Genomic DNA, 26033 nt, shown 5'->3' with positions numbered 1-26033 from the left:
CCATCACTTCAACGATTAATATAGACATAATTTTATACGGAATTAATTAAGAACTCATGGCCATGAAAAACCATAAGCGACTCAGTGTAACACGCTTACTCACTCCTGTAGCCCTCGCCGTTGCGTTGTCTGCGTGTACAACCTCACCTTCATCCACTCGCGTTGATATTTCCCTAGACCCAAATCAGCCGGCGCAGAATTATTTGATGCGTGCTGATAGCAGTTCAGGCTCTCAACAGAACGACTGGTTGGTTATGGCTCTGAAAGCGTCAGTCGAAGACGGGGATTTTACTCAAGCAGAACTGCTGATCAAACGTCTAGCACGACAGTCCCTGTCAGACATGCAACAAGCAGAATGGTACCTGGCCAGAGCAGATCTTCTCATCAAACAAAACATGCATGAGAAAGCATTAGCATCACTTAACTTCCGACCAGAGTGGCAACTGCAATATCAGCAGTGGAAAGAATATCACCAGGTACGCGCATCACTGTTTACGAAGAAAGGTGATTTTGTCAGTGCCGCTCAAGAGCTGATCCACGAAAGACAATTTTCTGAACGCTCAGATCAGCAATTTATCTCTGACGGCATTTGGAACAACCTCAACCAATACTCGGCAGAGCAATTACAGTCTTTAACCTCCAAACCGCTAAGTCCTACCCTAGCGGGTTGGGTTGAACTGGCTAGCTTCAACAAATCAATGGCGAAGTCTCTTGGCAATCTACAGTCTGCTTTTGAAAAATGGTTTGCGGCGAACGCTCGTCACCCAGCCGCCATATACACGCCAAAAGCCATATCGGAGCTGCTGAAGCTGGAAATTAAACAGCCAGTCAATACTGCGCTTTTGCTCCCTCTTACCGGGAAATTCTCTAAACAATCTCAGCTGGTCCGTGATGGCTTCATGCTGGAAATGATGAACGATAAAGCACGCGGTAAAAACGAGACATTGACGGTTATTGATACCGATAATATTTCTGTGGCTCAACTAGAAGCGGAACTTATCCAAAACAACATTGACTTTATCGTTGGACCGCTGATCAAAGAGAACATCGAAAAACTTCAGCAAGCGGAAGCGAAGTTTGAAACGCCAGTACCAATGCTTGCGTTAAATATTCCTGAAGATATTAAACCAAGCACTCATACCTGCTACCTTGCACTGTCTCCAGACCAAGAATTTGCAGAAGGTGCGAGATATTTGGCACAAGAAGGCTATCAGTTCCCGCTTATTCTCGCGCCCGAAGGCAGGGTCGGCAATCGTGCCGTTAAAGCGTTCAAAGAAGAGTGGCAAAAACACAGCCCTAATAAAGTCGCGGTGGAATTATTCGGTGAAAAACGCCAACTTCAACGCCATATCAACCAAGTGTTCGGTTTGCAGGAAAGCCAGCAAAATATTTCTCAAATGCGATCCGTACTAAGACGTTCACTGGAAACACAACCTCGCAGCCGACGCGATATTGATGCTGTCTACATTGTAGCGAGTAGCGGTGAACTGACCTTGATTAAACCGTTTATTGAAGTGGCAATAAACCCAGACACCGTCCCACCAAAGTTGTTTGCCAACTCTTATAGTAATAATGGGCGTCGCCTATATGAAGACCTGTCTGATGTGACTTATGGTGATATCCCTTTATTGGTTAATCCTGATGAACAACTAAAAGCCCAGATGGATCAGTTATGGCCAAAAGGCTCTTTCGCAGAAAAGAGACTGCAAGCGCTAGGAATGGACGCTTATCGTCTGATTGATGAACTGCCACAAATGAAAGTTATCCAAGGATATACCGTCCAAGGCCACACTGGCATTTTAAGTATCGACCAAAACTGCGTTGTACAACGTGAACTTAGCTGGACTGAGTTCGAAGCTGCGCAATAAGCGTAGCAAAGGTCAGTATTACGAAGCTGCAGCAGAGAGGCATCTCTCTGCTTGCGGCTTAGAGCTAATTGAGAGAAACTTCCTGACCAAAAGCGGTGAGATTGATCTAGTTATGCGCGACGGTACAGCGATCGTATTTGTCGAAGTTCGCTATCGCAGTAGCCAAGCTTTTGGTCATGCGGCCGAAACCGTCACTTACCGTAAAATGCAAAAATTGCAAAAAGCAGCCAATGTTTGGTTGATGAAGCAAGGCATGTCCATCTATTCAACTGATTTCCGCTTTGATGTCGTTGCGATCCATCAGCAAGGGCAACAAATAGAGTGGATAAAAAATGCAATAACTCAAGGATAATCAATGCTAGACAGCATTAAAGATAGCTTTACAGAAAGTATTCAGATTCAAATTGCCGCAGCGGAGGCTTTGCCTGATGCCATTACTCATGCAGCGCAGGCGATGGTCGCAAGCTTACTCAATGGCAATAAAATTCTTTGTTGTGGTAATGGTGGATCCTCGTCCAACGCCCAACAGTTTGTTTCGTGCTTACTCAACCGATTCGAAACGGAACGCCCTAGCTTACCTGCGATGGCATTAACTGCAGACAATACTACGCTAACCGCTGTTGCTAACGACTATCACTATGAAGAAATCTTTTCCAAGCAAGTCAGAGCATTTGGTCAAGCTGGCGACATTTTGCTAGCGATATCTACCAGCGGTAACAGCAAAAACGTCATTAAAGCAATGGAAGCGGCGGTGACTCGTGACATGACTATCATAGCTTTAACAGGTAAAGACGGCGGCGAAATGGCGGGGCTTCTTGGTGAAAATGATGTCGAAATTCGCATCCCATCTCACAGAACGGCAAGAATTCACGAAGTACATATGGTGACACTCCATTGCTTGTGCGATCTTATTGACCAGGTACTTTTCCCAACACACGAAGATTAACTTATGAGACTATTTAGCGCTTTAGTTCTGGCTATTTTCGCGTTATCTACTACTGGTTGTGCAGGTTTGTTTGTGGCGGGTGCGGCAACAACCGTGAATATGGTTACCGACCCGCGAACAGCCAAAGAGATCTGGCACGATAACAATATCGAATTCGAGATGACGGGGTTAGCGAATAAACCTCCATTCCGAGGTAGCTCACGTGTGACGGCTAGCTCTTACAACGGGACCGTCGTTCTGATTGGTCAAATGACGACAGAGCAATTACGACATGACTTTGAAGTTCAAGCCCGACAAGTAAAAGGGGTTCATACGGTTCACAATCAGCTCAAAGTCAAACAGCCCCTTTCGATGAGTGAGATAAGCCACGATAGCTGGATAACGACCAAGGTAAAGTCTGCGTTACTTGCCAACTCCGAGCTCAGTGACATAAAAGTCAAAGTCATTACAGAAGATAAAGAAGTCTACTTGCTTGGCTATGTATCACGCCATCATGCCGATATTGCAACGGACATTACCCGAAATATCTCTGGCGTAAAACAAGTGATTCGCGCATTTCAATATGGTGAATAGCGGTGTGATACAAAAAAGCAGCGACATTGCCGCTGCTTTTTTATTATTTAACCACTCGAAGACTCGGCCTACCTTTCGGCCTTGGCGCTTCCTCTGCTTCTTCTGGAGCCTCATCCAACTCCTCAGCAGTGGCAACGGATAGAGAAAATTCCTCTTCCTCAATCAGCTCTTCTTCTGATTCACTGAAATACGCCTCTTCAGGTTCAAACATTGTACCAGCACCGTTTTCGCGAGCATAAATAGCCTCTACAGCATATAAAGGGACAATCACTGAGTGCGGGCGGCCACCGAAACGAGCATTAAACGTAACCGCTTCGTTGCCTAACTCTAAATTACCCACCGCTCTAGGCGCTACATTCAGAATTATTTGACCATCCTGAATAAACTCTTCCGGCACCCTAACACCTGGCAACGTAGCCGAAACAACTAGGTGAGGAGTAAGGTCATTGTCCACCAGCCAATCATAAAATGCGCGTAGCATGTATGGTCGGCGTGGTGTCATTTTAGAAATATCCATCTTAGAACGATTAGCGAGTTAAACGCATTTCACGTTCAGCTTCAGTTAAAGAAGCTAGGAATGAATCACGCTCAAATACGCGGTTCATGTACACTTTTAGCTCTTTAGAACCAGGGCCAACTAGCTCAATACCTAACTGAGGCAAACGCCAAAGTAGAGGAGCTAGGTAGCAGTCAATCAAGCTAAACTCTTCACTCATGAAGTATTCGTATTCAGCAAAAACTGGCGCCAACGTCAGCAAGTCATTACGCAGCTTATTACGCGCTGACTCTGCTTCTTCTGCACTGCCTTTTACAACTTTCTCAGCCAGTGTGTACCAGTTTTTCTCGATACGGTAGATCATTAGACGACTATTACCACGAGCAACAGGGTAAACAGGCATCAACGGCGGATGAGGGAATCGCTCATCTAGGTACTCCATGATGATCTTAGAGTCATAAAGCGCTAGCTCACGATCAACTAGAGTTGGTACTGTTTTATATGGGTTTAGTTCAATCAGCTCAGCAGGTAGATTCGCGTCATCCACAAGTTCAACTTCAACGCTTACACCTTTCTCAGCTAGAACAATACGTACCTGATGGCTATACATATCAGATGCACTTGAAAATAGAGTCATCACAGAACGTTTATTGGCAGCTACAGCCATGGAGCCCTCCAGCACACTTACAACGATAAAAACAATGGAGGCTTAGCCTCCATTGTTTAGATTAATAATTGGGAATTAGCACGGCATTATAGCACAATTAATGCACATCACGCCAATACTCTTTCTTCAGCAATACTACGACGATAGTAAAGATAACTAAGAAGCCCATTACCCACCAGCCTAGAGCGTGACGCTCAAGCTTAACTGGGTCACCAGAGTATTCTAGGAAGTTAACCAAATCACGAACAGCATCATCGTACTCTTCGCCATTTAGCTCACCTGTGCCGTCTGACTTAACGCCCACGACAACACGATGCTCTTCACCATTAACCATTTTCGTTTCGTAAACCGGCTTAGGAATACCTTGCAACTCTTCAAGTACATGAGGCATACCAACACTTGGGAATACAATGTTGTTTACGCCAAATGGACGAGACGGGTCTTCATAAAACGAACGAAGGTAAGTGTATAGCCAATCTGCACCACGAACACGAGCAACCAACGTTAGATCTGGAGGTGGAGCACCAAACCATTTCGCTGCTGAGTTCTCAGGAATCGCATTTTCCATCAAATCACCCACTTTTGCTTCTGGGTCGAATATCAGGTTTTCTTTCATCAGCTCAGTTGGGATACCAATGTCACGAGCTACACGCTCGTAACGCTGGTATTGAGCAGAGTGACAACCGAAACAGTAGTTCATGAACAGTTTTGCACCGTTCTGAAGAGACGCCTGATCCGATAAGTCATTGTTTGCCTTATCAAGTGGTACGTTAGCACCTGCTGCCATCGCCAGAGAAGGCAGCATTGCAAATAAAATTACAATCCATTTTTTCATTTGAATGTCACCCTTTCTGGTAGTGGCTTAGTCGCTTCGTTCTTACTGTAGAAGAACAGCAGTACGAAGAACATGAAGTAGGCTAAGCTAAAGATCTGAGCTAATAGCGTGTAAGTTGGCGTCGCTGGAAGCGCACCTAAGATACCTAGCGCAATAAAACTGATCGTAAATTGGATGATATTAAACAAATGGAACTTACTGCGGTAACGGTAAGAACGCACCTTACAGCGGTCTAGCCAAGGCAGTACAAACAGAACCACAATCGACGCGCCCATAGCAATAACACCTAGCAGCTTATCTGGGACTGCACGTAGAATCGCGTAGAACGGAGTGAAATACCATACAGGAGCGATATGCTCAGGTGTTTTCAGAGGGTTCGCCGCTTCAAAGTTAGGTGGCTCAAGGAAGTAACCGCCCATCTCAGGGTTAAAGAACAACACGTAACAGAACAGGAACAAGAACCCTGCTACACCGACCATATCCTTTACAGTACCGTATGGGTGGAAAGGAATAGAGTCAATAATGTCGTATTTCTTCGTGTAGTAGTCATGGAACTTAAACTGAGACTTGTAATCATCGCCCATTTTGCCTTTTGGCAGTTTGGTTTCGATACCGTCTGGGTTGTTTGAGCCCACTTCGTGCAGTGCTAAAACGTGTAGCACAATAAGAAGCAGTAGAACGATCGGCAATGCAATTACGTGTAGTGCGAAGAAGCGGTTCAGAGTCGCGCCAGAGATTACGTAGTCACCACGAATCCACAGTGTCAGGTCATCACCGATAACTGGAATAGCACCAAATAGAGAAATGATTACCTGCGCCCCCCAGTATGACATCTGTCCCCATGGTAGTAGGTAGCCCATGAAGGCTTCAGCCATTAGCACCAAGAAGATCAACATACCGAACAGCCACAGCAATTCACGAGGCTTTTGGTACGAGCCGTAGATAAGGCCACGGAACATGTGCAGATAAACCACAACGAAGAACGCCGATGCCCCAGTTGAGTGCATATAGCGAAGTAGCCAACCATACTCAACATCACGCATGATGTATTCAACTGAAGCGAATGCGCCATCGCCAGACGGCACGTAGTTCATGGTTAGCCAAATACCCGTTAGGATTTGGTTAACCAACACAAGCATCGCTAGAGAGCCAAACAGATACCAGAAGTTAAAGTTCTTTGGCATCGGGTACTCAGAAAGGTGCTTTTTGTACGCATTCATTGCGGGTATGCGCTTTTCTACCCAATCTAGTAGACCTTGCATTATGCCTCCCCTTCTTCGTCAATACCAACGATGATCTTGGTATCACTCAGATACATGTGCTTTGGAACGACTAAGTTTAATGGAGCTGGTACACCCTGGAATACACGGCCAGCCATATCGAACTTAGAGCCGTGACAAGGGCAGAAGAAACCTGATTTAACACCCTGAACTTGCTCACTAAAACTGTCAGGTAAATAGGTCGGTGAACAACCAAGGTGAGTACAGATACCAACCGCAACAAAGTACTCTGGCTTAATTGAACGGTAGGCATTCGTAGCGTAGGCTGGCTGTTGGGCTTCACCAGAAGCTGGGTCACGTAGCTGACCGTCAATTTCTTTTAGTGTCTCCACAACTGATTGTGCACGACGGACAACCCATACAGGCTTACCACGCCACTCGACACGAACCATCTGCCCTTCTTCAAGTTTACTGATATCAACTTCAACAGGGGCACCTGCAGCTTTTGCTTTCTCACTTGGGTTCCAAGATTTAATAAAAGGCACGGCGACAGCAGCAGCTCCAAGACCACCTACAACAGCTGTTGTAGCAGTTAAGAAACGTCTGCGACCGTTATTTAAAGGCGCATTGCTCATCCAAACATTCTCCCATTTGCTCCTTTTGGATTTTTGTTATTCCGCTTAAAGAGCATGGCTAACAAAATACGAATTTAGTTGTATTTATTTGATGGCAAATGATAAATAAAACCCTACTTTTTGACAAGATAAAGCTACCTTTTTGTAACATTTGTGAGGTAAATCGCCTATGAGGTCACAAAAGGGGCATAAGTAAGGGAAAAGTTCGAGAAAACGAGAGATGGGAAGGATTTATTTTGCGTAGAAAAACAAAAAGCCCGGCATGAAGCCGAGCTTTGAACCACAATTTCCAGTAAAAACTGGAAGAGCGGAATTTCCAAAAACTGGAAATTAACGCTTAGAGAACTGTGGACGACGACGTGCTTTACGTAGACCAACTTTCTTACGTTCAACGCAACGAGCGTCACGAGTAACGTAGCCAGCTGCACGTAGCGCAGGACGTAGAGATTCATCGTATTCCATAAGCGCGCGAGTGATACCGTGACGGATAGCACCAGCTTGACCAGAAATACCGCCGCCTTTTACTGTTACGTAAAGGTCTAGCTTCTCAGTTAGTTCAACTAGCTCTAGAGGTTGTTGTACAACCATGCAAGCTGTTGGACGACCGAAGTATTCGTCAAGGTTACGCTTGTTTACTACAATGTTGCCGCTGCCTGGTTTAATAAAAACACGTGCAGCTGAGCTTTTGCGACGGCCAGTGCCGTAGTATTGATTCTCTGCCATTTCCGAAATCCCCAATTAGATGTCTAGTACTTGTGGTTGTTGAGCAACATGGTTGTGCTCAGCGCCTGCGTAAACTTTAAGCTTACGGTACATAGCACGGCCTAGAGGACCACGTGGAAGCATGCCTTTAACTGCAAGCTCAAGAACCATCTCAGGTTTACGATCGATCAGCTTTTCAAAAGTGATAGATTTTAGACCACCTGGGAATTCAGAGTGACGGTAGTACACTTTGTCTTTAGCTTTGTTACCAGTTACAGCAACTTTCTCAGCATTGATAACGATGATGTAGTCACCAGCGTCAACGTGAGGAGTGTATTCAGCTTTATGTTTGCCACGTAGGCGAGATGCAATTTCACTTGCTAGACGGCCAAGAGTTTTACCTTCAGCGTCTACAACGTACCAGTCGCGTTTTACAGTTTCTGGTTTAGCAACGAAAGTTTTCATGCTAATAATAACCCGTTTATTTAAATTTACACTTAAGGAGCATTGCTCCCACTGACTAAGAGTCCAGTCATCACCCCTTCGAGTGGTTGGCACTCTCGACCCGTTATGTCGAAATACCTTCGATAATCAAGGTCTGCAGTAACGGTGGGTCGCAGGATTATAGAGAAGTCAGTTGAAAAAATCACCTTTTTTCCGGTAAAAAATTCAATTTTTTTTCAATGCTCTATTTTAATGCAAAACCTTTAAGCTAAATGTTCTTTAGCGAGGTAATCATGGCTTTGCATTTCGATTAAACGAGATTGACAGCGTTTAAACTCAAATTCTAATTGTCCTGTCGTATAAAGCGCTTCTAAGGCCACCTCTGCAGAGATAATCAACTTAACATTACGCTCGTAGAATTCATCGACTAATGCAATAAATCGGCGAGCCGCATCATCAATTGTTTTGCCCATTTGTTTAACATCGGCTAGTAACACGGTGTGATAAATTCTCGACAATTCAATATAGTCATTCTGGCTCCGCGCAGACTGGCACAACTGGGCAAAGCTGGCATGCAACACGCCCTCTGAAGTTTCGATAACGTCTATCTGACGATGGTTAATCTCGATGACTCTTTCACCGCGTTTACCTTCTCCGATCAATTGTTCGAAATAGTGATGAAGATTGCTGTGGGCTTGCTCGTCGAGTGGGTAATGATAAATCTCGGCCTGCTCTAAGGTTCTTAAGCGGTAGTCAATACCACTATCCACGTTGAGAATAAGGCAGTTACTCTGGATTAATTCTATCGCAGGTAAAAAACGCACTCGTTGTAAACCATTGCGGTACAAGTCTTCCGGGGGGATATTCGAAGTAGCAACCAGTACTACACCGCGTTTAAACAACGCTTGGAAAAGTGTCCCCAGAATCATCGCATCTGTGATATCTGAAACGAAGAACTCATCAAAACAGATGATCTCCGCCTCAGATTTAAACTTGTCTGCCACCAGTTCTAAAGGATCATTGACATCACCTAGCGCATTTAGCTCGTCGTGAACGCGGTACATGAAACGGTGAAAGTGAACACGCATCTTCTTATCAGATGGCAAAGCGTCAAAAAATGTATCCATCAGATAAGTTTTGCCTCGCCCTACTCCTCCCCAGAAATAAAGCCCTTTGGGCGCTGCAGGCAGCGGTGCTTGCGTTTTTTTGCCGAACCAACTTTTCCACCCTTTGGTTGGTTCTTCCACTCTGGGCGTTTGTACATACTGAATGAATTGGTGGTATAAATTATCAAGAGCTTTTACCGCGTGAAGTTGGGCTTCATCTTGCTGGAATCCATGCTCTTTGATGTCTTTCTGATAGATTTCTAACGGCGTCATCGTTTCACGTACCTAAAGAAGAGTTGAAACTGCTATGTAGAGCACATGCATTTCGCTTTATTGGCTGAAGTTCTCATAGTACCATGTCATTTGAACATGTGTAACCAAGCAGTAAAAAACATGTTAAAGAACAACAATAAGGAGCGATTATGCCGTGGATTTATGCCCTCGTTGGTTTAGTTGTTGGTGCCGTTTTGGGTGTCATCATTTCTCGCCTAACGACGCCTGAATATAAAAAGCAAAAGAACATCCAGAAAGAACTGGATACTGCTAAGTTTGAGTTAGAACAACAAAAACAAGATTTAGCCGATCACTTTGCGCAGACAGCAGAGATGCTGGACTCTCTTGGTAAAGAATATACCAAGCTGTACCAACACATGACGAAAACGTCGTCAGATCTATTACCAAATATCCCTGCGCAAGATAACCCATTTAATAAAAAAGTCGTCGAGCAAACACACTCAGAGCAAAGCGAATTGGATCAATCTTTGGACGAAGCACCCAAAGATTATGCTTCGGGCGCAACTGGCCTTTTGAAAGAAGAGAAAAAAGAAATTCTTGAGTCTGACCAAGTGGTCACAGCGAAGGCCTCTTAAATCTCTTCCCGTGTTTAGATGAACTTTACAAAGGTTTTTGAGTCATAACTCTCATTGGCATCTCTTGATTTCTTATTTTTTGTACAAATATTAAATCCAAGATCTTAACCGAATAGGAGTTATCAGATGAAAAAACCTTTGCTTGCATTAACTGTCCTATCACTAAGCTTAAGTTCAATCATCACCCCATTGCCGGCAACGGCAGCCTTACCTTTATCTGTTGGTGGAGAGCAGCTTCCAAGCCTTGCTCCAATGCTTGAGAAAGTAACCCCAGCCGTCGTCAGCATTTCTGTTGAAGGCACTCAGGTCTCTAGACACCAAATCCCCGATCAATTTCGTTTTTTCTTCGGTCCTGATTTCCCAACCGAGCAATTACAGGAACGCCCCTTCAGAGGTCTTGGTTCCGGCGTTATTGTCGATGCCAAAAAAGGCTACATCGTGACAAACTACCATGTGATTAATGGCGCAGAAAAAATTCGCGTCAAACTTCATGATGGCCGCGAGCATGATGCAGAACTGGTTGGTGGTGACCAAATGTCGGATGTGGCATTACTTAAGTTAGATAAAGCGAGAAATCTGACTGAGATAAAAATCGCCGACTCAGACAAATTACGTGTCGGTGACTTTGCTGTCGCGATTGGCAATCCTTTCGGGCTTGGACAAACGGTTACCTCAGGAATCGTTTCTGCCCTTGGACGTAGTGGACTGAACATAGAAAATTTCGAAAACTTTATCCAAACTGATGCGGCGATTAACAGCGGTAACTCTGGTGGTGCACTAGTCAACCTCAACGGCGAACTTATCGGTATCAACACCGCAATCTTAGGGCCTAATGGGGGTAACGTCGGTATTGGATTCGCTATCCCATCCAACATGATGACAAACCTCACTCACCAGATCTTAGAATTTGGTGAAGTAAAACGCGGTATGCTGGGTGTTCAAGGTGGCGAGATTACCTCTGAACTGGCAGAAGCATTAGGCTATGAGTCAAGTAAAGGCGCATTCGTCAGCCAAGTCGTGCCAGACAGCGCAGCCGATAAAGCTGGCCTTGAAGCTGGCGATGTCATTGTCTCTGTCAACGGCAAAGACATTCACTCATTCAGCGAATTACGTGCGAAAGTAGCAACTCTTGGAGCGGGCAAAGAAATTACGCTCGGCATTGTACGTGACGGCAAGTCCAAAACTTTCGATGTCACCCTAGGAGAGCAACAAAGTGTCAAGGCACCGGCAGAGAAACTGCATGAAGGTTTATCTGGTGCCACTTTGACCAATACGACCTCAAAAGACGCGGTTCAAGGGGTCAAAGTTGCCTCTGTAGAAAAAGGTTCTAACGCAGAAGCCTACCAACTGGAAGAAGGTGACATCATTATTGGCGTTAACCGCAAAAGGATTAAAAACTTGGCGCAATTCCGTAAAGTCGTGGAAAAGCAGACTAGAGTGCTGGCGTTAAACATCCAACGTGGCGAGCGCACGCTCTACCTGGTGATACGCTAATCCGCTAGTGATTCATTAGTGAAAAAACACAATATCCTTCCTAAAGGACAGCTGGTGAACCAGCTGTCCTTTTATTATTATCCCATCTAGTGATATTCTTCAGTCACTTACATCTATTATTTTTATGAGGAAAGTATGCTGCAATTCATGTTGCGCTCTGTAGTTTTGGGGCTGATCAGTGCTGTCATTTTACTGCTCGCTATCCCATCGCTACGCACCAATATTCTTCCTCCCTCCACATCTTCGGAAACGGAAAACCGAGGCCCGCAACAAATTTCTTTTAATTATGCGGTGCGTAATGCCGCGCCCGCTGTCGTGAATATTTACAGCCGAAAATACACCGAGAATGATCGCTCAAAACTGCAGGTTCAAGGGCTAGGTTCTGGAGTGATTGTCAGTGAAAGAGGCTACATCATTACTAACTACCACGTTGTCGCGCAAGCGGATCAGATTGTTGTCGCGTTACAAGATGGTCGGGTTGCTGCCGCACAATTGGTAGGCAAAGATCGTCGTACGGATATTGCGGTTTTACGTGTAGAAGGTTCTAACCTGCCCGTTATCCCGCTCAATCCAAACTATACACCAAACGTTGGCGACGTTGTTTTGGCGATTGGTAACCCATATAACTTGGGCCAAACCACCACATTTGGCATTATTTCAGCTACTGGTCGCTCTTCTATCAGCTTAGATGGTCGCCAGGCGTTTATCCAAACCGATGCCGCCATCAATGAAGGCAACTCTGGCGGCGCATTGGTCAACACCCGCGGCGAGCTTGTGGGTATCAATACCGCTTCATTCCAACAAGCGACTGAGCTGGAAACCTACGGTATTTCATTTGCAATTCCCTACCAGTTAGCCAATAAGATCATGGGGAAAATTATTGCTGATGGGCGTGTCATACGTGGCTATATCGGCATTGATGGTAAAGATATCAAGTCTGTGACTTCTCGCCTACTCGGCAGCGAGCATGCAGGCGGCATCATCGTGCTCGGTATTGATCCCAATGGCCCTGCTGCTGACGCTGGCTTTCAAGTCCAAGATATTATTCTAACCATAGATGGTAAGAAGATTAACGGCCGTCAGAGCGTGATGGATCTCGTTACTGACCTTCGCCCAGGTACTACAGTAGATATTGATATTCTACGCCAAGGGCAAGAGAAAACGCTGAATGTCACTGTATCAGAGGATACCCGCTAGTTTACCGAACGAGACAAGCATATGTTTTGATCGTCACATCATAAAAAAATCCCATGCTGTGCATGGGATTTTTCATTTACTCTTCAGTGCTAGTGTTCATCGCACTTTCTATTTCAATTTTCGTCACTCTCTGCAAGCCACGAGGCAGTAACCCACCACGGCGTCCACGCTCTCCGCGATAATTATCAAGGTCACTTGGTTTCAACCCGAGCTTCCTCTTACCGGCGTAAAGTGTCAACGTTGCACCATTAGGAACAGCAATAAGGTGTGAAAGCACTTCTTCACGCTCTTTGGCTTTGGCAGCAGGGATATTAATGATCTTATTCCCTTTCCCTTTCGCTAACTGCGGTAGATCTTTAATCGGGAACAGTAACATTCTACCTTGATTAGTGATCGCCACAATTTCATCGGAGTCTATGTCCGAAATCGCATCTGGCGTCATCACTTCCGCATTTGCAGGCAAGGTGACCAAAGCTTTACCACTGCGGTTTTTAGACAGCAAATCGCTACCTTTACACACGAAACCGTAACCTGCGTCAGAACCAACTAGCCAAAGTTGTTCATCTTCACCCATAATGACCTGGCGAACGCTGCTACCAGCCGTAATATTGAGACGACCAGTGATAGGCTCACCTTGACTTCGTGCCGATGGCAATGAGTGTGATTCTAACGAATAACTACGCCCATCACTGCCGAGGAACACCGCCTGCTGGTTACTCTTACCACGAGCATGGGCAAGGTATTCATCACCAGACTTGTAGTTAAGCCCTTGAGCATCAACATCATGCCCTTTGGCGTGACGAATCCAACCTTTCTCTGACAGCACAACCGTGATTGGCTCACTAGGAATAAGATCTCGCTCGGTGAGCGCTTTTGCTTCCGCACGTTCAACAAGTGGTGAACGGCGATCATCACCATACTTCTCTGCGTCTGCTTTGATTTCTTTCTTCAGTAGTGTGTTAAGACGGCGCTCAGATCCAAGCAATTGCTCAAGTTTCTCACGTTCTTTTTCAAGCTCATCCTGCTCACCGCGCAGCTTCATCTCTTCCAGTTTCGCTAGGTGACGAAGTTTGGTATCCAGAATCGCATCAGCTTGAATATCCGTGATGCCAAAACGCGCCATCAGCACCGCTTTAGGATCATCTTCAGTACGGATAATTTCAATCACTTCGTCTAGGTTTAAGTAAGCAACTAATAAACCTTCTAAGATATGCAGACGCGCCAGAACTTTGTCTAAGCGGTGCTGCAAACGACGACGAACAGTAGCGCGGCGGAACTCAATCCATTCAGACAGGATCTGTACCAAGCCTTTAACCTGAGGGCGGTTATCAAGGCCAATCATGTTCAAGTTTACGCGGTAGTTCTTTTCTAGATCCGTGGATGCGAACAAGTGATTCATCAACTGGTCACAATCGACACGGTTTGAACGCGGTACGATCACAATGCGCGTTGGGTTTTCATGATCCGATTCATCGCGAAGATCATCGACCATTGGCAGTTTCTTCGCGCGCATTTGATTTGCGATCTGCTCAAGCAATTTCGCGCCAGACACTTGGTGTGGCAGAGCTGTAATGACTAGGTCTGAGCCCTCTTTATGCCATACCGCGCGCATTTTAATGCTGCCTCTGCCGGTACGGTAGATTTTTTCCAAATCCGCTTTTGGCGAAATGATCTCAGCTTCGGTCGGGTAATCCGGACCTTTAACAAAGTTCATTACATCCGCCAGTTCCGCTTTCGGGCTATCGATAAGATGAATCGCGGCCTCAGCCACTTCACGAACGTTGTGCGGCGGAATATCGGTCGCCATACCAACAGCAATACCCGTCACACCATTCAGCAGAATATGTGGCAAACGTGCTGGCAACATTTGTGGCTCTTTCATCGTGCCATCAAAATTAGGCTGCCATTCAACTGTGCCCTGACCTAGCTCGCCGAGAAGTACTTCGGCAAACTTAGACAATTTTGCTTCGGTATAACGCATCGCCGCAAATGATTTCGGGTCATCGGGAGCACCCCAGTTACCCTGACCATCCACCAGCGGATAACGGTAAGAAAACGGCTGAGCCATCAGTACCATGGCTTCGTAACACGCCGAGTCACCGTGGGGGTGATATTTACCTAACACGTCACCAACCGTACGGGCTGATTTCTTATATTTCGCGGCTGCCGACAGACCAAGCTCCGACATCGCGTAAATGATACGTCGCTGAACCGGTTTTAAACCGTCGCCGATGTACGGCAATGCTCGGTCCATGATGACGTACATTGAGTAATTTAGATAAGCGTCTTCAGTGAACTTGCGCATCGGCAATTGTTCAACGCCATCGTATGTAATTTCTGTGGACATCCGTTAAACCTCTGCCAAATCACCGTTGTTCTGTAGCCAGGCTCGGCGGTCATCCGCACGTTTCTTACCTAGCAGCATATCCATCATTTCCATCGTCGATTCAGTATCATCAATAGTCAGCTGAACTAAGCGACGAGTATTCGGATCCATGGTGGTTTCACGCAGCTGAAGTGGGTTCATCTCACCCAGACCTTTGAATCGCTGCACGTTGATTTTGGCTTTTTTCTTCGAAAGACGCTCTAAAATGCCTTCTTTTTCATCATCGTCCAGTGCGTAGAACACTTCTTTACCACAGTCGATACGATACAAAGGAGGCATAGCAACATAGATATGCCCTGCTTCAACTAAGGTTTTAAAATGACGAGTGAACAGTGCACACAATAGAGTCGCGATGTGCAGACCATCCGAGTCCGCATCGGCTAGGATACAAATTTTGCCGTAACGGAGCCCGTCTAAGTTATCGCTGTCTGGGTCAATCCCCAGAGCAACCGAAATATCATGCACTTCTTGTGACGCCAGCACTTGGTCTGCCGAGACTTCCCACGTGTTCAGGATTTTACCGCGCAGTGGCATCACTGCTTGGAATTCGCGGTCACGTGCTTGCTTGGCAGAACCGCCAGCCGAGTCACCCTCGACGAAGAAAATTTCAGTACGGTTTAAATCTTGTACCGAGCAATCTGTCAGCTTACCGGGCAATGCAGGACCTGAGGCAACCTTCTTACGCACGACCTTTTTGCTCGCACGCATACGGCGATGAGCGTTCGCAATGCACACTTCCGCTAGTTGCTCGGCCAACTGAGGTTTCTCGTTGAGCCATAAACTGAATGCGTCTTTCACTACACCTGACACAAACGCTGCCGTTTGACGCGAAGAAAGGCGTTCTTTGGTTTGCCCTGCAAACTGCGGATCTTGCATTTTCACCGATAGCACATAAGAACAACGGTCGAAAATATCGTCCCCGGTCAGCTTAACACCACGAGGAAGCAGGTTACGGAATTCACAAAACTCTCGCATGGCATCCAGCAAGCCTTGCCGTAGTCCGTTCACGTGCGTACCACCTTGCTTAGTTGGTACGAGGTTAACGTAACTTTCGGTGATCATTTCGCCGCCTTCTGGCTGCCAGATCACTGCCCAATTCGCCATTTCAATATCGGCAACAAATTCACCAATGTATGGCTGCTCCGGCAATACTGGGTAACCTTTCACCCCTTCTGCGAGGTAGTCTTTTAGGCCGTCTTCGTAGTACCACTTGTGCTCTTCGTTATTTACTTTGTCACTGAAGACAATTTCCAGCCCCGGACAAAGCACCGCTTTCGCACGTAAGTTATTCACTAAGCGAATGGACGAAAATTTAAAGCTGTCGAAGTATTTACTGTCAGGCCAGAAATGTACTGCTGTACCTGTATTGCGGTGGCCACAAGTACCTGTCACTTTTAGATCAGTAACGGTAACGCCATTTTCAAATGCAATTTCATGCACCTGACCTTCACGTTTGACCGTCACTTCAACACGTTTCGATAGCGCGTTTACTACCGATATACCAACACCGTGTAAACCACCTGAGAACTTATAGTTGTCGTTAGAGAACTTACCACCAGCGTGCAGCTTGGTCATGATAAGTTCGACACCTGAAATACCTTTTTCAGGGTGAATATCAACTGGCATGCCTCGACCATCATCGATAACTTCTAGAGATTGGTCGGCATGGAGAATGACTTTGATCTTCTTAGCATGCCCTGCGAGAGCCTCATCCACCGAGTTATCAATAACTTCTTGCGCTAAGTGGTTTGGTCGCTCTGTTTCGGTATACATGCCAGGACGATGTCGTACTGGGTCGAGACCTTCAAGAACCGAGAGGTCTTTCGCATTATATTGTTCAGTCATAATACGGATATCGTTATAAAGAATAAAAAGAGTACTTGACCAGCTATTAATGAAGCTCACTAATAATTTACAAGTGCCAGAAACGATCAATTTATGACCGGATAAAGCCGCTCAAGTTTAAGTGGAACATAGTCTGGAAGAGACATAATGATGTCAAGCGAGTTACGCAAGTAACCCGCAAATTTATGACTTTTCCCTCAACGAAGATTAGAGTTCGAGGAATTCGATAATTTGCGATGGATATCGTTCAAATTCAATAAAGCTGTGGTCACCGCCTTTCTCAACAGTCTGCTTTGAGCCTGAGAATTTTTCTACCGCTTGACGATAATCGAGTACTTCGTCGTCTTCTTGTTGCAATAACCAAAAGTCGATTGGTTGCTTTATTTCAGAAGTATCTAGCGCAATAAGCTCATCGATATGCTTATGCTCTAGAAGATAAGTTTCATCTGTGTATGGGTTCACCTGCTCGCCAAGATAATCAACGAGTAGTTCATAAGGTTTCACTGCTGGGTTAACCACTACGGCTTTAAAACCAAATTGATGATTTAACCACAGTGACATGTAACCGCCTAAAGAGCTACCCACTAAGCCGATTTTGTAATCTTGCTTATATTGTTCAACTATCTCAGCCAAATGCTGGGCAGCGAGTTGAGGAAAACAAGGAAGCTTTGGCACCACGACTTTAATGTCAGGTCTATACTGTTCACAATACTCCCTCATCACATTTGCTTTATGTGACAGTGGTGAACTGTTAAAGCCATGAATATAAAGAAGTAGTGATGGTTTCATAGTAATCCTAGTAATACCAGTTGCCGTTTAGTAGCCCGCGGAATTGAAGTCTGGCTGAAAACTTCCCTGAGGTAAACGCTTAACGGTCGTATTCAAACTGCCATCTGCTTTGAGCTCTAACTCACGCCAGCCTGGAGCAAGTGTATCCAGAGCAAAATCATCTGAGTCCGGTTTGAACTGAATGCACGTGGACGGCGTTGCCATTACACGCACTTTGTGACGAGTCACGTTCATATCTTGGTGAACATGCCCGCATAACACAGCATTAACGTTGTCGTATTTATCAACCACTTGCCAAAAGTCATGCGAGTCTTTCAGAGTATGCTGATCCAACCATGCGCTGCCGACCAAAATAGGATGGTGGTGCAACAGTATTAGCGTGTGACGCTCAGCATTCTCAGCTAACTTTTCTTCCAACAAAGCGAGTTGCTGATCACTTAATCGTCCGTGAGGGACACCCACAACTTGGGAGTCTAGCATGATCATCTGCCAGTGTTCACCCAACAAAGCGTGTTCTACTTGTTGGATTTGCTGTGAAGGCATTACCGACGACATATTCGGCTTATAATCATGGTTACCAGGAAGCCAAAAGCAAGGCTTTTGCAGTGGAATGATACCTTTCTCAAAGCGCTGATAAGACACTTCACTATGATCTTGTGAAATGTCACCAGTTGCTAAGACAGCATCATATGAGCATGCTTGTTTTATGATCGCATCAACAACAGCTTGAAAGCTATCGCATGTATTTACACTCAACAAGCTGCCATCTGTTGCTTCAAACAGATGAGTATCTGTAATTTGGAGCAGCTTTATACTGCCATCTGATGAGCTGGAAGTTACTTTCAAAATTACAAACCTAAATATTGATCGGTGTCCGGCTAATACCGTGCCGTAGACAAAAAGTTAACCAATCGCCCAAAAAACGGTTCAGTTGTACTTTTTCGTCTTGTTGAACCATTTTGTCATTTGGGTAATCGTAGCGTGCATCGACGCGTTTTAAATGATCACATGCACAAACTTCTGCAACGCGAGCATCGTGGTAGAGCCTGACAGACATTCTGGGCAATGGAAACACCGGAATATCATCACTTTGACAGATATCGACCAAAGTTGTGTACTTTGTGACTTCGCCCACTTGAATTTGATACGTCATACTAGCGGCTTGGTAGCAGCGAACATCACCGACGCTCGCATTACCTGGAATGAGAGCGTTCAGTTTTGCATAGTTCGTTTCATACGTGCGCATCAAGTCTGCTAAATCAACATGATACGGCTTTTTTTCTGCTACTTTTGCCATTCGCTTCTTAAACGTTGGTGGTTTAACTCCAACCATTGTAGAGCAATGATCGAAGCACCGTTTTCAAATGTACCGTCGACAACCCATTGGTAAGCTTGTTCGCGGCTCACGACATGAACCCGGATATCTTCACCTTCATAGTCTAAACCATGAACACCATGTGCGGTGGAAGCATCTACCTTACCAACAAAAACATCGAGTTTTTCCGAGCAACCACCCGAAGACGGATAGTAGGATGTCACTTTTTCAAGATCGGCTACATTTATTCCCGCTTCTTCGACGGCTTCACGACGTACGACGTCTTCTGCTGACTCCCCTTCATCGATAATACCGGCCACAATTTCCAGCTGCCAAGGGTGGGCATGTTCAAGCGCCCCGACACGGATTTGCTCAACAATCACAACCTGGTCTGTCACCGGGTCATAAGGCAGTAGAGCCGCTGCATGGCCACGGTCAAACATCTCTCGATCAATGGGTTGGCTCCAACCGCCTTCAAACAACCTGTGTTTGAAACGGTATTTCACCATGCGGAAAAAACCCTTAAATAATGTTTCTTTCGAGACAATTTCTACATCCTGAGGGGTAAACTCGCTGTCTCTTTTGTCAGATAGTTGCATTTGGCACCTCACTGAATGAATCATATAGTTTACTCAGACAGAACCTTTACTTCCAAGGACATGGCTCAACTTTTTATATAATTTTTATATTCTGAGTTAAATAAACAGATTATTTTATTGCACAACCGGTCAGTTAAGTGTAAAAATTTGCAAAGTTTTGCATGAATTAACATCACTTTGAGTTAAACTCGTGAACAGTCACCGTTTTCATATATTGGCAGGAAAAGAACCCATGAAGAAACTGCTTCCACTATTTATTAGTGCTGCACTAGGTAGCATGAGCAGCGCAGCTTATGCGGATACTCTGGCAGACATTTACAATCAAGCGAAAGAAAATGACCCGACGCTTTTAAGTGCTGCCGCGCAACGTGATGCAGCCTTCGAAGCAGTCAACTCGAGCCGAGCTACTTTGCTGCCTCAAATTTCATTAAACGCAGGTTACAGCCTAAACCGTAGCGATATTGATCCAAGAGACAGCGACAAGTTCACCGCTGGGGTTAACTTCTCACAAGAACTGTACAAACGTTCAAGCTGGGTCACACTTGATATTTCAGAAAAGAGTGCTCGTCAGCAAGATGCCGCTTATGCCGCTGCTCAACAATCATTGATCTTACGCGTATCTCAAGCTTACTTTGAAGTCCTTCGCGCGAAAGACAACCTAGTGTTTGTTCGTGCGGAAAAAGCCGCGGTTGCTCGCCAACTGGAACAAACCAAACAACGTTTTGAAGTTGGGTTATCCGCAATCACTGACGTACATGACGCACAAGCGCAATACGATTCAGTATTGGCAGACGAAGTCCTAGCGCGTAACGAACTAAATAATAGTTACGAAGGCCTGCGTGAGATTACGGGTCAACAGCACTCTAATCTTGATGTGTTAGATACTCGACGCTTCGCTGCTAGCAAACCGAAAACACCGGTAGAGCAACTAATTGGAGATGCTCAGGAAAAAAACCTTAACCTACTGTCTGCACGCATTGCGCAAGACGTAGCAAAAGATCAAATTTCCCTAGCAAGTTCAGGCCACCTGCCATCACTGACTTTGGATGGCGGTTACAACTATACAGACGAAAGCAATGACAACAGCAGCCCATATGATGCGTCTGACTTTAGCGTTGGCCTAAACCTAGCGGTACCTTTGTACACTGGCGGCAACATTACGTCACAAACCAAACAAGCCGAGTACAGTTACGTAGCAGCAAGCCAGAACCTAGAAGCGGCTTATCGTAATGTGGTTAAAGATGTTCGTGCCTTCAATAACAACATCAGCGCATCGATTGGCGCTCTGCGTGCTTATGAGCAAACAGTAGTCTCTGCGCGCTCAGCATTGGAAGCAACCGAAGCAGGCTTTGATGTTGGTACTCGTACAATTGTGGATGTATTAGACTCAACTCGTCGTCTATACGATGCCAATAAGAATCTCTCAAACGCACGCTATGACTACATCCTAAGCGTTCTACAACTGCGTCAAGCCGTGGGTACGTTAAGCGAGCAAGATATTCTAGATATCAACGCTGGTTTAAAAGCTGCGAAATAACCTTATAGGTTAAGTAAAATAGATAAAAGAAAGGCTTGCCGATTGGCAAGCCTTTTTATTTCAATGGATCAGCGGCTTAATAGACAAACTGTACTTTCACGTCCCGCTCAGCGAGCGTGGCAGTTTGTGTACTGGATTCTATCTCAAGGAAAACATCAACCGGGTAGTCTGGATTGATTTCAAACTGCCATATAAATGCCACTTCCCACTTATTCTGGTTATGGTTACGCAGTTCAAGTAGCTCACCGTCTATAGTCCAATCCATCTCTCCTTGTCGAATCATTACACGCTTGACGTCCATATCCACTGGTAATATTTGTTCCGATTCCAAATACAATGACCCATGTAAGGCTCGGTCTTGCACTTCACCGATTGTGGGCATCATATTGATCCAAAGGTGGCTATTGAGTGCGACTTGCGCCTGCTCTATCACCATTCGATGGGAAGCTTTTTCAGTGACCATATCACTAGAACAAGCACTGAGGCCAAAGACCGCTAACCCTAACAACACACATTTATTCATCGCGCTACCTTTGAGCTAACCACTCTTTCAATACTTTAATATCATGCTGATATTCGTTTCTCATCTCTTCGACCCAGTCATCGATATTTTCCCACCATGCGGGTAAATCTGGTGATTGCGCTTTTTGAGCCACACTCTGGATGTGTTTAAGCCCAACAGAACCCGCTGCACCTTTGATTTTATGCGCTTCTGAAACAATGCCCTCTTGGTGCTTCGCTACCATGTTGGAATCCAACACATTGATATATTCCGGCATCATCTCTTCAAACATTTGGATGCTGTCTAATACGGGCTGAGGTCCAACAATATCGACATACGACTCAAGCATGTCTAGATCCAGTAAATGCGCGTAGCTGTCATTACTGTCAGTTGTTTCAACCTCTTTCTCCACAGGTTGAACAGGCAGGCTCGCCCCCCCTTGGGCAAATTTAGCAATAACATTCTGCACGTCAGTCACTGACAATGGTTTGCTGATCGCGTCATCCATGCCTTTCTCTAAATACTCTGTTTTATTTTTGAGTACATTTGCCGTTAATGCCACCAAAGGAGGCAAATCTCTGTAAGTTTTTCTGAAGAACTCCGCGACATCAAAGCCTGTCATATCCGGCAGTTGGATATCTAGGAACACCAAGTCATACAGTTCTGGGTCGAACATTTCGATCGCTTCTTCACCTGTCATCGCCACCGACACTTCATGCCCCATACTTTCCAGCAAAGAGCGTGCAACGGTGATGTTGAGCTCAATATCTTCTACCATAAAAATATTAAGCTCAGGTTGCTGCTGAGGTTCCACTTGCTGTGATTCTTCAGCCTCCGCTAAAGGCACTCGAATCGTGACGGTAAACGTGCTACCAAAACCTTCCTCACTGGCAACGGTAATGTCTCCATCCATCATATTGATCAGTTGTTTTGATACGGAAAGCCCGATGCCTGTACCGACCGCGTGAAGGTTGTCTTTGCCCGATTTCACTTGGTAGTACATAGCAAAGATTTTATCTAATTCTGACTCGGGAATGCCGATACCACTGTCTTCCACTTCGATGGTAATGTTCGCAAGCGCATCTTCCACATCCGCACTGACAGACATGACCACACCGCCTTCCTTAGTAAACTTCATCGCATTGCTGATCAAATTCCACAGCACTTGACGCAGGCGCGTCGCGTCAACTTCTATCGCTGAAGGCAAATCACTTAATCGCTCCAGATCAAAGCGCAGGCCTTTTTGTGATGCCATCAGAGCCGCAATACTTTCTACCTCACCGACGAATTGCTCGAAGTTCAGTACCGATGGGTACAACTCCAGTTTACGGCGGTCAAATTTATCCATATCGATGATGTCATTAAAGATGTTGCCAAGCGTGATCGCACTGACGTTAATGGTCTGCATATGGTGGCGCTGTTCTTCACTGAGCGGCGTATCCAGCAACATTCGGCTTAAGCCCACAATGCCATTAAGTGGGGTTCGTAGCTCATGGCTAATGGTAGAAATAAAGGTCGTTTTATCGCGACTGGCTTTTTCGAGTGATTCTTCATGGCGTTTACGCTCAGTAATATCACGACCGAAGCCAACTAAGCCAAGGTGGCGACCATCTTTACTGTAGAAAGGTACTTTGCGCAGTTCAAAGTAATTTCGACGTCCGTCTGGGTACTCAAGCCACTGCTCGTAAGTCAGGGTTTGGTTGTCTGCAAATACTTTTTGGTCGGTATCAACAATTTGCTGAGCCACTTCTTTGCTGTAAACATCCCAAGGAGTTAACCCCACCAGCTGATTTTCGTTTTTACCGGTCAGCTCTTCCATTGCGCGGTTACAGCCAGAAAACACCCCCTCGGCGTTGCGGTAGTAAATCAAGTCCGGCGAAGCATCAATGAAGGAGCGAAGTAGCGCCGTTCTTTCGGCCAATTCCACTTGAGTACGTTCACGCTGATACACCTCATTCTCAAGGTCTTTCATCGCTTCTTCTCTAGCGGATTCCGCCTTAATACGCTCTTCAATCTCTTGATTCAGCTTGATAATATTTTTTTGCAGTTGTTGATTTAGTTCCTGATCTCGCGAACGCATATCTTTGAGCTTAGACACCAACTTGGTTAAACGCTGGCGAGATTCTTCAAGCTGATCGACCACTACAGACAAGAAATAAACCGCCCAAGGAGTGATCAACAGACCAAAGAAAACCGAACGGACAATATCAATATCATCAACATGCCCGGTCAACACCAATGTCACGCCGACCTGAACGACAACAGCAAGTGCAACCAAAGCTAATGCAAGTAAAATGGAGAAACGTAAAATACCCAGTTTAACTAGGAGGTCGACATAATATTGGGCAAGATTTTTGATCGGCTTCATGAAGCGCTCCGTGCGATAACAAAAGAATGTAGCGATCTGAAGAAGTAATGACTGAAATGGTGTTCTGCTAAGCCAAAGTCAGTAAAGAGAATTTAAGCTGTACTCACATAAAATACATAAGAAGGCAGTACATAGTCTCAGCTTAGCAACGCTAGCGGGTTAGATTGTACAACTACTTACACAGATACAGGCCAATGTTACCCGTTTTATCTACCCACGGCTAAAAGAATCCTATGCCATTAGAATGGTAATTGTTGGATGTGTGATATGTATATATTTGACGATAACAATGGCCTGATGATTGTTGAATATGTAACCTGTTAAACGCAGAAGATGCAGTCTTTATCAACGCGCTTTGAGCACTGGCTTTTTATATACAAACGGTTTGCCTGAGAGCGAGCCTTGCGCACCTTCTAGGTTAAGTGACTTTCCGATCTCTGTCATCGCTAACCAGCGGTTTTCACACCACAGAGGAGCCAGCAAAGTGGGCCTTCTCGCCGCTGAAGAAACTCGGTGATAAACCACTTCCGGTGGAGTCATACGAATAAGCTCACTGGCTATTGTGACATAGTCATCCAAAGTTGGCGCTTCTAACCGACCCGCTTTCCACGCTTTGGCCATCGTGCTGCCTTCAACGATGTGCAGCCCATGCAGCTTGATTCCGTCGGTCCCCACAGCAAGCACTTTATGCATTGTTTCCACGTTATCATTGCGGCTTTCTTTTGGTAATCCTACGATCAAATGCGTACAAACTTTGATCCCCAGAGCTCGGGCTTTCTTGGTAATTTCAGCATAGCACTCAAAATCATGGCCACGATTAATACGCTTCAGCGTCTGATTATTTGCGGTTTGTAGACCCAACTCTAGCCAAATCTCATACCCCTTATTCACATACTCAGAAAGTAAATCTAAGACTGAATCAGGCACACAATCTGGGCGTGTTCCAACGCATAAACCAACAATATCGGCCGCTTTTAACGCCTCTTCATACATATTTTTCAGGACCTGTACTTCCGCATAAGTACTCGTGTATGCCTGAAAATACGCTAGATAACGCTTTGCTCGATGGATTTCTCCAGCACGATCTTTCAACTGCTCATGAATGCTTTTGATCTGCGCTTCTTCGTCAGCAAATGAGGCAACATTGCAAAATGTGCATCCCCCTCGCCCGATAGTTCCATCACGGTTAGGGCAGCTAAATCCGCCATGTAAGGTTAGCTTGTGTACTTTTTCACCGTAGCGACGTTGAAGGTCCTGACCGATTGTGTTCACCAGCTCATGTAACTGCATGCTAACCCCTAAAGTGCGAGAATGAATATCATTGCGATCATTGTAATAAAATTACAATACTGAAAATATAGGATGGAGAAATGTAGCGGTTTCAAACAACTGCAATGTTATGCGAAGTCAATAAACATGCATAAAATCCGTGCCTCAAGCACTATGTTAATCAAAAGTTAAACATATTAATCAATTTATAACCCAAAAAATGTGGGCGACAGAACGAATTTTGATTGCATTCAAAGCTGACAAGATTGTAGGATACTTTCAGATTTTAGTGTTTTTTGTGTATTTAATTACACATGCAATGACTAAAACTTCGGTGATAATCCCACCCCACCTATATAAATCACTGCATA

The 26033-nt window shown here is 45.3% G+C and carries 25 protein-coding genes; 8 read left to right on the top strand and 17 right to left on the bottom strand.

Translation table 11 applies throughout. From position 1 onward, the window contains the following. Positions 1–56 precede the first annotated feature (56 nt). The 4 genes from VNE01S_RS04880 to VNE01S_RS04865 are packed head-to-tail and all read left to right on the top strand — an operon-like array spanning position 57 to position 3387. Positions 57–1868, top strand: coding sequence for a penicillin-binding protein activator (locus VNE01S_RS04880; protein WP_053396681.1), 1812 nt, complete (start codon positions 57–59; stop codon positions 1866–1868). Then, positions 1831–2220, top strand: coding sequence for a YraN family protein (locus VNE01S_RS04875; RefSeq protein ID WP_245649870.1), 390 nt, complete (start codon positions 1831–1833; stop codon positions 2218–2220). The genes VNE01S_RS04880 and VNE01S_RS04875 overlap by 38 nt, the downstream gene beginning before the upstream one ends. A gap of 3 nt (positions 2221–2223) precedes the next feature. Then, on the top strand, positions 2224–2814 hold the full coding sequence (locus tag VNE01S_RS04870; protein ID WP_053396680.1) for a phosphoheptose isomerase: 591 nt from the start codon (positions 2224–2226) through the stop codon (positions 2812–2814). A 3-nt stretch (positions 2815–2817) separates the two neighbouring features. Beyond that, positions 2818–3387 carry a BON domain-containing protein gene (locus VNE01S_RS04865; RefSeq protein ID WP_053396679.1) on the top strand — a complete coding sequence of 190 codons (570 nt, stop codon included), beginning with the start codon at positions 2818–2820 and terminating at the stop codon, positions 3385–3387. Positions 3388–3430: 43 nt separating this feature from the next. Here VNE01S_RS04865 and sspB read toward each other — a convergent pair whose 3' ends face one another. The 8 genes from sspB to zapE all read right to left on the bottom strand — a co-directional run bounded on the left by sspB (position 3431) and on the right by zapE (position 9765). After that, on the bottom strand, positions 3431–3904 hold the full coding sequence (gene sspB, locus VNE01S_RS04860) for a ClpXP protease specificity-enhancing factor (RefSeq protein ID WP_053396678.1): 474 nt from the start codon (positions 3902–3904) through the stop codon (positions 3431–3433). Positions 3905–3914: 10 nt separating this feature from the next. After that, complete coding sequence (gene sspA / locus VNE01S_RS04855) at positions 3915–4550, bottom strand: stringent starvation protein SspA (protein ID WP_053396677.1); 636 nt, start codon at positions 4548–4550, stop codon at positions 3915–3917. Between the two features lie 97 nt (positions 4551–4647). Then, complete coding sequence (locus VNE01S_RS04850; protein ID WP_053396676.1) at positions 4648–5385, bottom strand: cytochrome c1; 738 nt, start codon at positions 5383–5385, stop codon at positions 4648–4650. Further along, positions 5382–6647 (bottom strand): cytochrome b, encoded by a 1266-nt coding sequence (locus VNE01S_RS04845; protein WP_053396675.1) that lies wholly within the window; start codon positions 6645–6647, stop codon positions 5382–5384. The genes VNE01S_RS04850 and VNE01S_RS04845 overlap by 4 nt, the downstream gene beginning before the upstream one ends. Next, a complete protein-coding gene (gene petA, locus VNE01S_RS04840) occupies positions 6647–7240 on the bottom strand; it encodes a ubiquinol-cytochrome c reductase iron-sulfur subunit (RefSeq protein ID WP_053396674.1) in 594 nt (197 codons plus the stop codon). The genes VNE01S_RS04845 and petA overlap by 1 nt, the downstream gene beginning before the upstream one ends. A gap of 330 nt (positions 7241–7570) precedes the next feature. Next, positions 7571–7963, bottom strand: a complete 393-nt coding sequence (rpsI, locus tag VNE01S_RS04835) for a 30S ribosomal protein S9 (protein WP_053396673.1) — start codon at positions 7961–7963, stop codon at positions 7571–7573. 15 nt (positions 7964–7978) lie between these two features. After that, positions 7979–8407, bottom strand: coding sequence for a 50S ribosomal protein L13 (gene rplM, locus VNE01S_RS04830; protein ID WP_005396465.1), 429 nt, complete (start codon positions 8405–8407; stop codon positions 7979–7981). A gap of 242 nt (positions 8408–8649) precedes the next feature. After that, entirely contained in the window at positions 8650–9765 is a 1116-nt protein-coding gene (gene zapE, locus VNE01S_RS04825) for a cell division protein ZapE (RefSeq protein ID WP_053396672.1), read from the bottom strand. Between the two features lie 149 nt (positions 9766–9914). Here zapE and zapG point away from each other — a divergent pair, with 149 nt between their 5' ends. The 3 genes from zapG to degS all read left to right on the top strand — a co-directional run bounded on the left by zapG (position 9915) and on the right by degS (position 13052). Then, on the top strand, positions 9915–10361 hold the full coding sequence (gene zapG / locus VNE01S_RS04820; protein ID WP_053396671.1) for a Z-ring associated protein ZapG: 447 nt from the start codon (positions 9915–9917) through the stop codon (positions 10359–10361). A 126-nt stretch (positions 10362–10487) separates the two neighbouring features. Then, positions 10488–11855 carry a DegQ family serine endoprotease gene (locus VNE01S_RS04815; RefSeq protein WP_053396670.1) on the top strand — a complete coding sequence of 456 codons (1368 nt, stop codon included), beginning with the start codon at positions 10488–10490 and terminating at the stop codon, positions 11853–11855. 135 nt (positions 11856–11990) lie between these two features. Continuing rightward, positions 11991–13052: an outer membrane-stress sensor serine endopeptidase DegS gene (degS, locus tag VNE01S_RS04810; RefSeq protein WP_053396669.1), complete on the top strand. Its 1062-nt coding sequence runs from the start codon at positions 11991–11993 to the stop codon at positions 13050–13052. Positions 13053–13128: 76 nt separating this feature from the next. Here the strand turns inward: degS and parC are convergent, their stop codons facing one another. From parC to nudF, 6 genes are all read right to left on the bottom strand, one after another. Continuing rightward, on the bottom strand, positions 13129–15399 hold the full coding sequence (gene parC, locus VNE01S_RS04805; protein WP_053396668.1) for a DNA topoisomerase IV subunit A: 2271 nt from the start codon (positions 15397–15399) through the stop codon (positions 13129–13131). A 3-nt stretch (positions 15400–15402) separates the two neighbouring features. Then, positions 15403–17283, bottom strand: coding sequence for a DNA topoisomerase IV subunit B (parE, locus tag VNE01S_RS04800; protein ID WP_053396667.1), 1881 nt, complete (start codon positions 17281–17283; stop codon positions 15403–15405). A gap of 207 nt (positions 17284–17490) precedes the next feature. After that, positions 17491–18072: an esterase YqiA gene (gene yqiA, locus VNE01S_RS04795; protein ID WP_053396666.1), complete on the bottom strand. Its 582-nt coding sequence runs from the start codon at positions 18070–18072 to the stop codon at positions 17491–17493. A gap of 27 nt (positions 18073–18099) precedes the next feature. After that, positions 18100–18918, bottom strand: coding sequence for a 3',5'-cyclic-AMP phosphodiesterase (cpdA, locus tag VNE01S_RS04790; protein WP_053396665.1), 819 nt, complete (start codon positions 18916–18918; stop codon positions 18100–18102). 10 nt (positions 18919–18928) lie between these two features. After that, positions 18929–19369, bottom strand: a complete 441-nt coding sequence (locus VNE01S_RS04785; protein WP_053396664.1) for a DUF1249 family protein — start codon at positions 19367–19369, stop codon at positions 18929–18931. Then, complete coding sequence (gene nudF / locus VNE01S_RS04780) at positions 19357–19986, bottom strand: ADP-ribose diphosphatase (protein WP_053396663.1); 630 nt, start codon at positions 19984–19986, stop codon at positions 19357–19359. The genes VNE01S_RS04785 and nudF overlap by 13 nt, the downstream gene beginning before the upstream one ends. Before the next feature lie 232 nt (positions 19987–20218). Between nudF and tolC the strand changes: the two genes are divergently transcribed. Then, entirely contained in the window at positions 20219–21523 is a 1305-nt protein-coding gene (tolC, locus tag VNE01S_RS04775; protein ID WP_053396662.1) for an outer membrane channel protein TolC, read from the top strand. Positions 21524–21599: 76 nt separating this feature from the next. Here tolC and VNE01S_RS04770 read toward each other — a convergent pair whose 3' ends face one another. From VNE01S_RS04770 to mnmL, 3 genes are all read right to left on the bottom strand, one after another. Next, entirely contained in the window at positions 21600–22046 is a 447-nt protein-coding gene (locus VNE01S_RS04770) for a hypothetical protein (RefSeq protein WP_053396661.1), read from the bottom strand. Positions 22047–22050: 4 nt separating this feature from the next. After that, a complete protein-coding gene (gene arcB / locus VNE01S_RS04765; protein ID WP_053396660.1) occupies positions 22051–24393 on the bottom strand; it encodes an aerobic respiration two-component sensor histidine kinase ArcB in 2343 nt (780 codons plus the stop codon). Positions 24394–24738: 345 nt separating this feature from the next. Then, positions 24739–25683, bottom strand: coding sequence for a tRNA modification radical SAM protein MnmL/YtqA (gene mnmL, locus VNE01S_RS04760; RefSeq protein WP_053396659.1), 945 nt, complete (start codon positions 25681–25683; stop codon positions 24739–24741). Positions 25684–26033: the final 350 nt, after the last annotated feature.

Origin of the sequence: Vibrio nereis NBRC 15637 (genome assembly GCF_001591105.1) — a bacterium.
Lineage (GTDB): Bacteria > Pseudomonadota > Gammaproteobacteria > Enterobacterales > Vibrionaceae > Vibrio > Vibrio nereis.
The sequence above is the reverse complement of the archived record's forward strand: the minus strand, read 5'-3'. Positions and strand labels throughout refer to the sequence as shown.

Bases quoted from the DNA above. Each gene is read 5' to 3' on its own strand.
- VNE01S_RS04880 (WP_053396681.1), top strand. From the start codon at position 57: ATGGCCATGAAAAACCATAAGCGACTCAGTGTAACACGCTTACTCACT.
- VNE01S_RS04870 (WP_053396680.1), top strand. From the start codon at position 2,224: ATGCTAGACAGCATTAAAGATAGCTTTACAGAAAGTATTCAGATTCAA.
- VNE01S_RS04865 (WP_053396679.1), top strand. From the start codon at position 2,818: ATGAGACTATTTAGCGCTTTAGTTCTGGCTATTTTCGCGTTATCTACT.
- sspB (WP_053396678.1), bottom strand. From the start codon at position 3,904: ATGGATATTTCTAAAATGACACCACGCCGACCATACATGCTACGCGCA.
- sspA (WP_053396677.1), bottom strand. From the start codon at position 4,550: ATGGCTGTAGCTGCCAATAAACGTTCTGTGATGACTCTATTTTCAAGT.
- VNE01S_RS04850 (WP_053396676.1), bottom strand. From the start codon at position 5,385: ATGAAAAAATGGATTGTAATTTTATTTGCAATGCTGCCTTCTCTGGCG.
- VNE01S_RS04845 (WP_053396675.1), bottom strand. From the start codon at position 6,647: ATGCAAGGTCTACTAGATTGGGTAGAAAAGCGCATACCCGCAATGAAT.
- petA (WP_053396674.1), bottom strand. From the start codon at position 7,240: ATGAGCAATGCGCCTTTAAATAACGGTCGCAGACGTTTCTTAACTGCT.
- rpsI (WP_053396673.1), bottom strand. From the start codon at position 7,963: ATGGCAGAGAATCAATACTACGGCACTGGCCGTCGCAAAAGCTCAGCT.
- rplM (WP_005396465.1), bottom strand. From the start codon at position 8,407: ATGAAAACTTTCGTTGCTAAACCAGAAACTGTAAAACGCGACTGGTAC.
- zapE (WP_053396672.1), bottom strand. From the start codon at position 9,765: ATGACGCCGTTAGAAATCTATCAGAAAGACATCAAAGAGCATGGATTC.
- zapG (WP_053396671.1), top strand. From the start codon at position 9,915: ATGCCGTGGATTTATGCCCTCGTTGGTTTAGTTGTTGGTGCCGTTTTG.
- VNE01S_RS04815 (WP_053396670.1), top strand. From the start codon at position 10,488: ATGAAAAAACCTTTGCTTGCATTAACTGTCCTATCACTAAGCTTAAGT.
- degS (WP_053396669.1), top strand. From the start codon at position 11,991: ATGCTGCAATTCATGTTGCGCTCTGTAGTTTTGGGGCTGATCAGTGCT.
- parC (WP_053396668.1), bottom strand. From the start codon at position 15,399: ATGTCCACAGAAATTACATACGATGGCGTTGAACAATTGCCGATGCGC.
- parE (WP_053396667.1), bottom strand. From the start codon at position 17,283: ATGACTGAACAATATAATGCGAAAGACCTCTCGGTTCTTGAAGGTCTC.
- yqiA (WP_053396666.1), bottom strand. From the start codon at position 18,072: ATGAAACCATCACTACTTCTTTATATTCATGGCTTTAACAGTTCACCA.
- VNE01S_RS04785 (WP_053396664.1), bottom strand. From the start codon at position 19,369: ATGGCAAAAGTAGCAGAAAAAAAGCCGTATCATGTTGATTTAGCAGAC.
- nudF (WP_053396663.1), bottom strand. From the start codon at position 19,986: ATGCAACTATCTGACAAAAGAGACAGCGAGTTTACCCCTCAGGATGTA.
- tolC (WP_053396662.1), top strand. From the start codon at position 20,219: ATGAAGAAACTGCTTCCACTATTTATTAGTGCTGCACTAGGTAGCATG.
- VNE01S_RS04770 (WP_053396661.1), bottom strand. From the start codon at position 22,046: ATGAATAAATGTGTGTTGTTAGGGTTAGCGGTCTTTGGCCTCAGTGCT.
- arcB (WP_053396660.1), bottom strand. From the start codon at position 24,393: ATGAAGCCGATCAAAAATCTTGCCCAATATTATGTCGACCTCCTAGTT.
- mnmL (WP_053396659.1), bottom strand. From the start codon at position 25,683: ATGCAGTTACATGAGCTGGTGAACACAATCGGTCAGGACCTTCAACGT.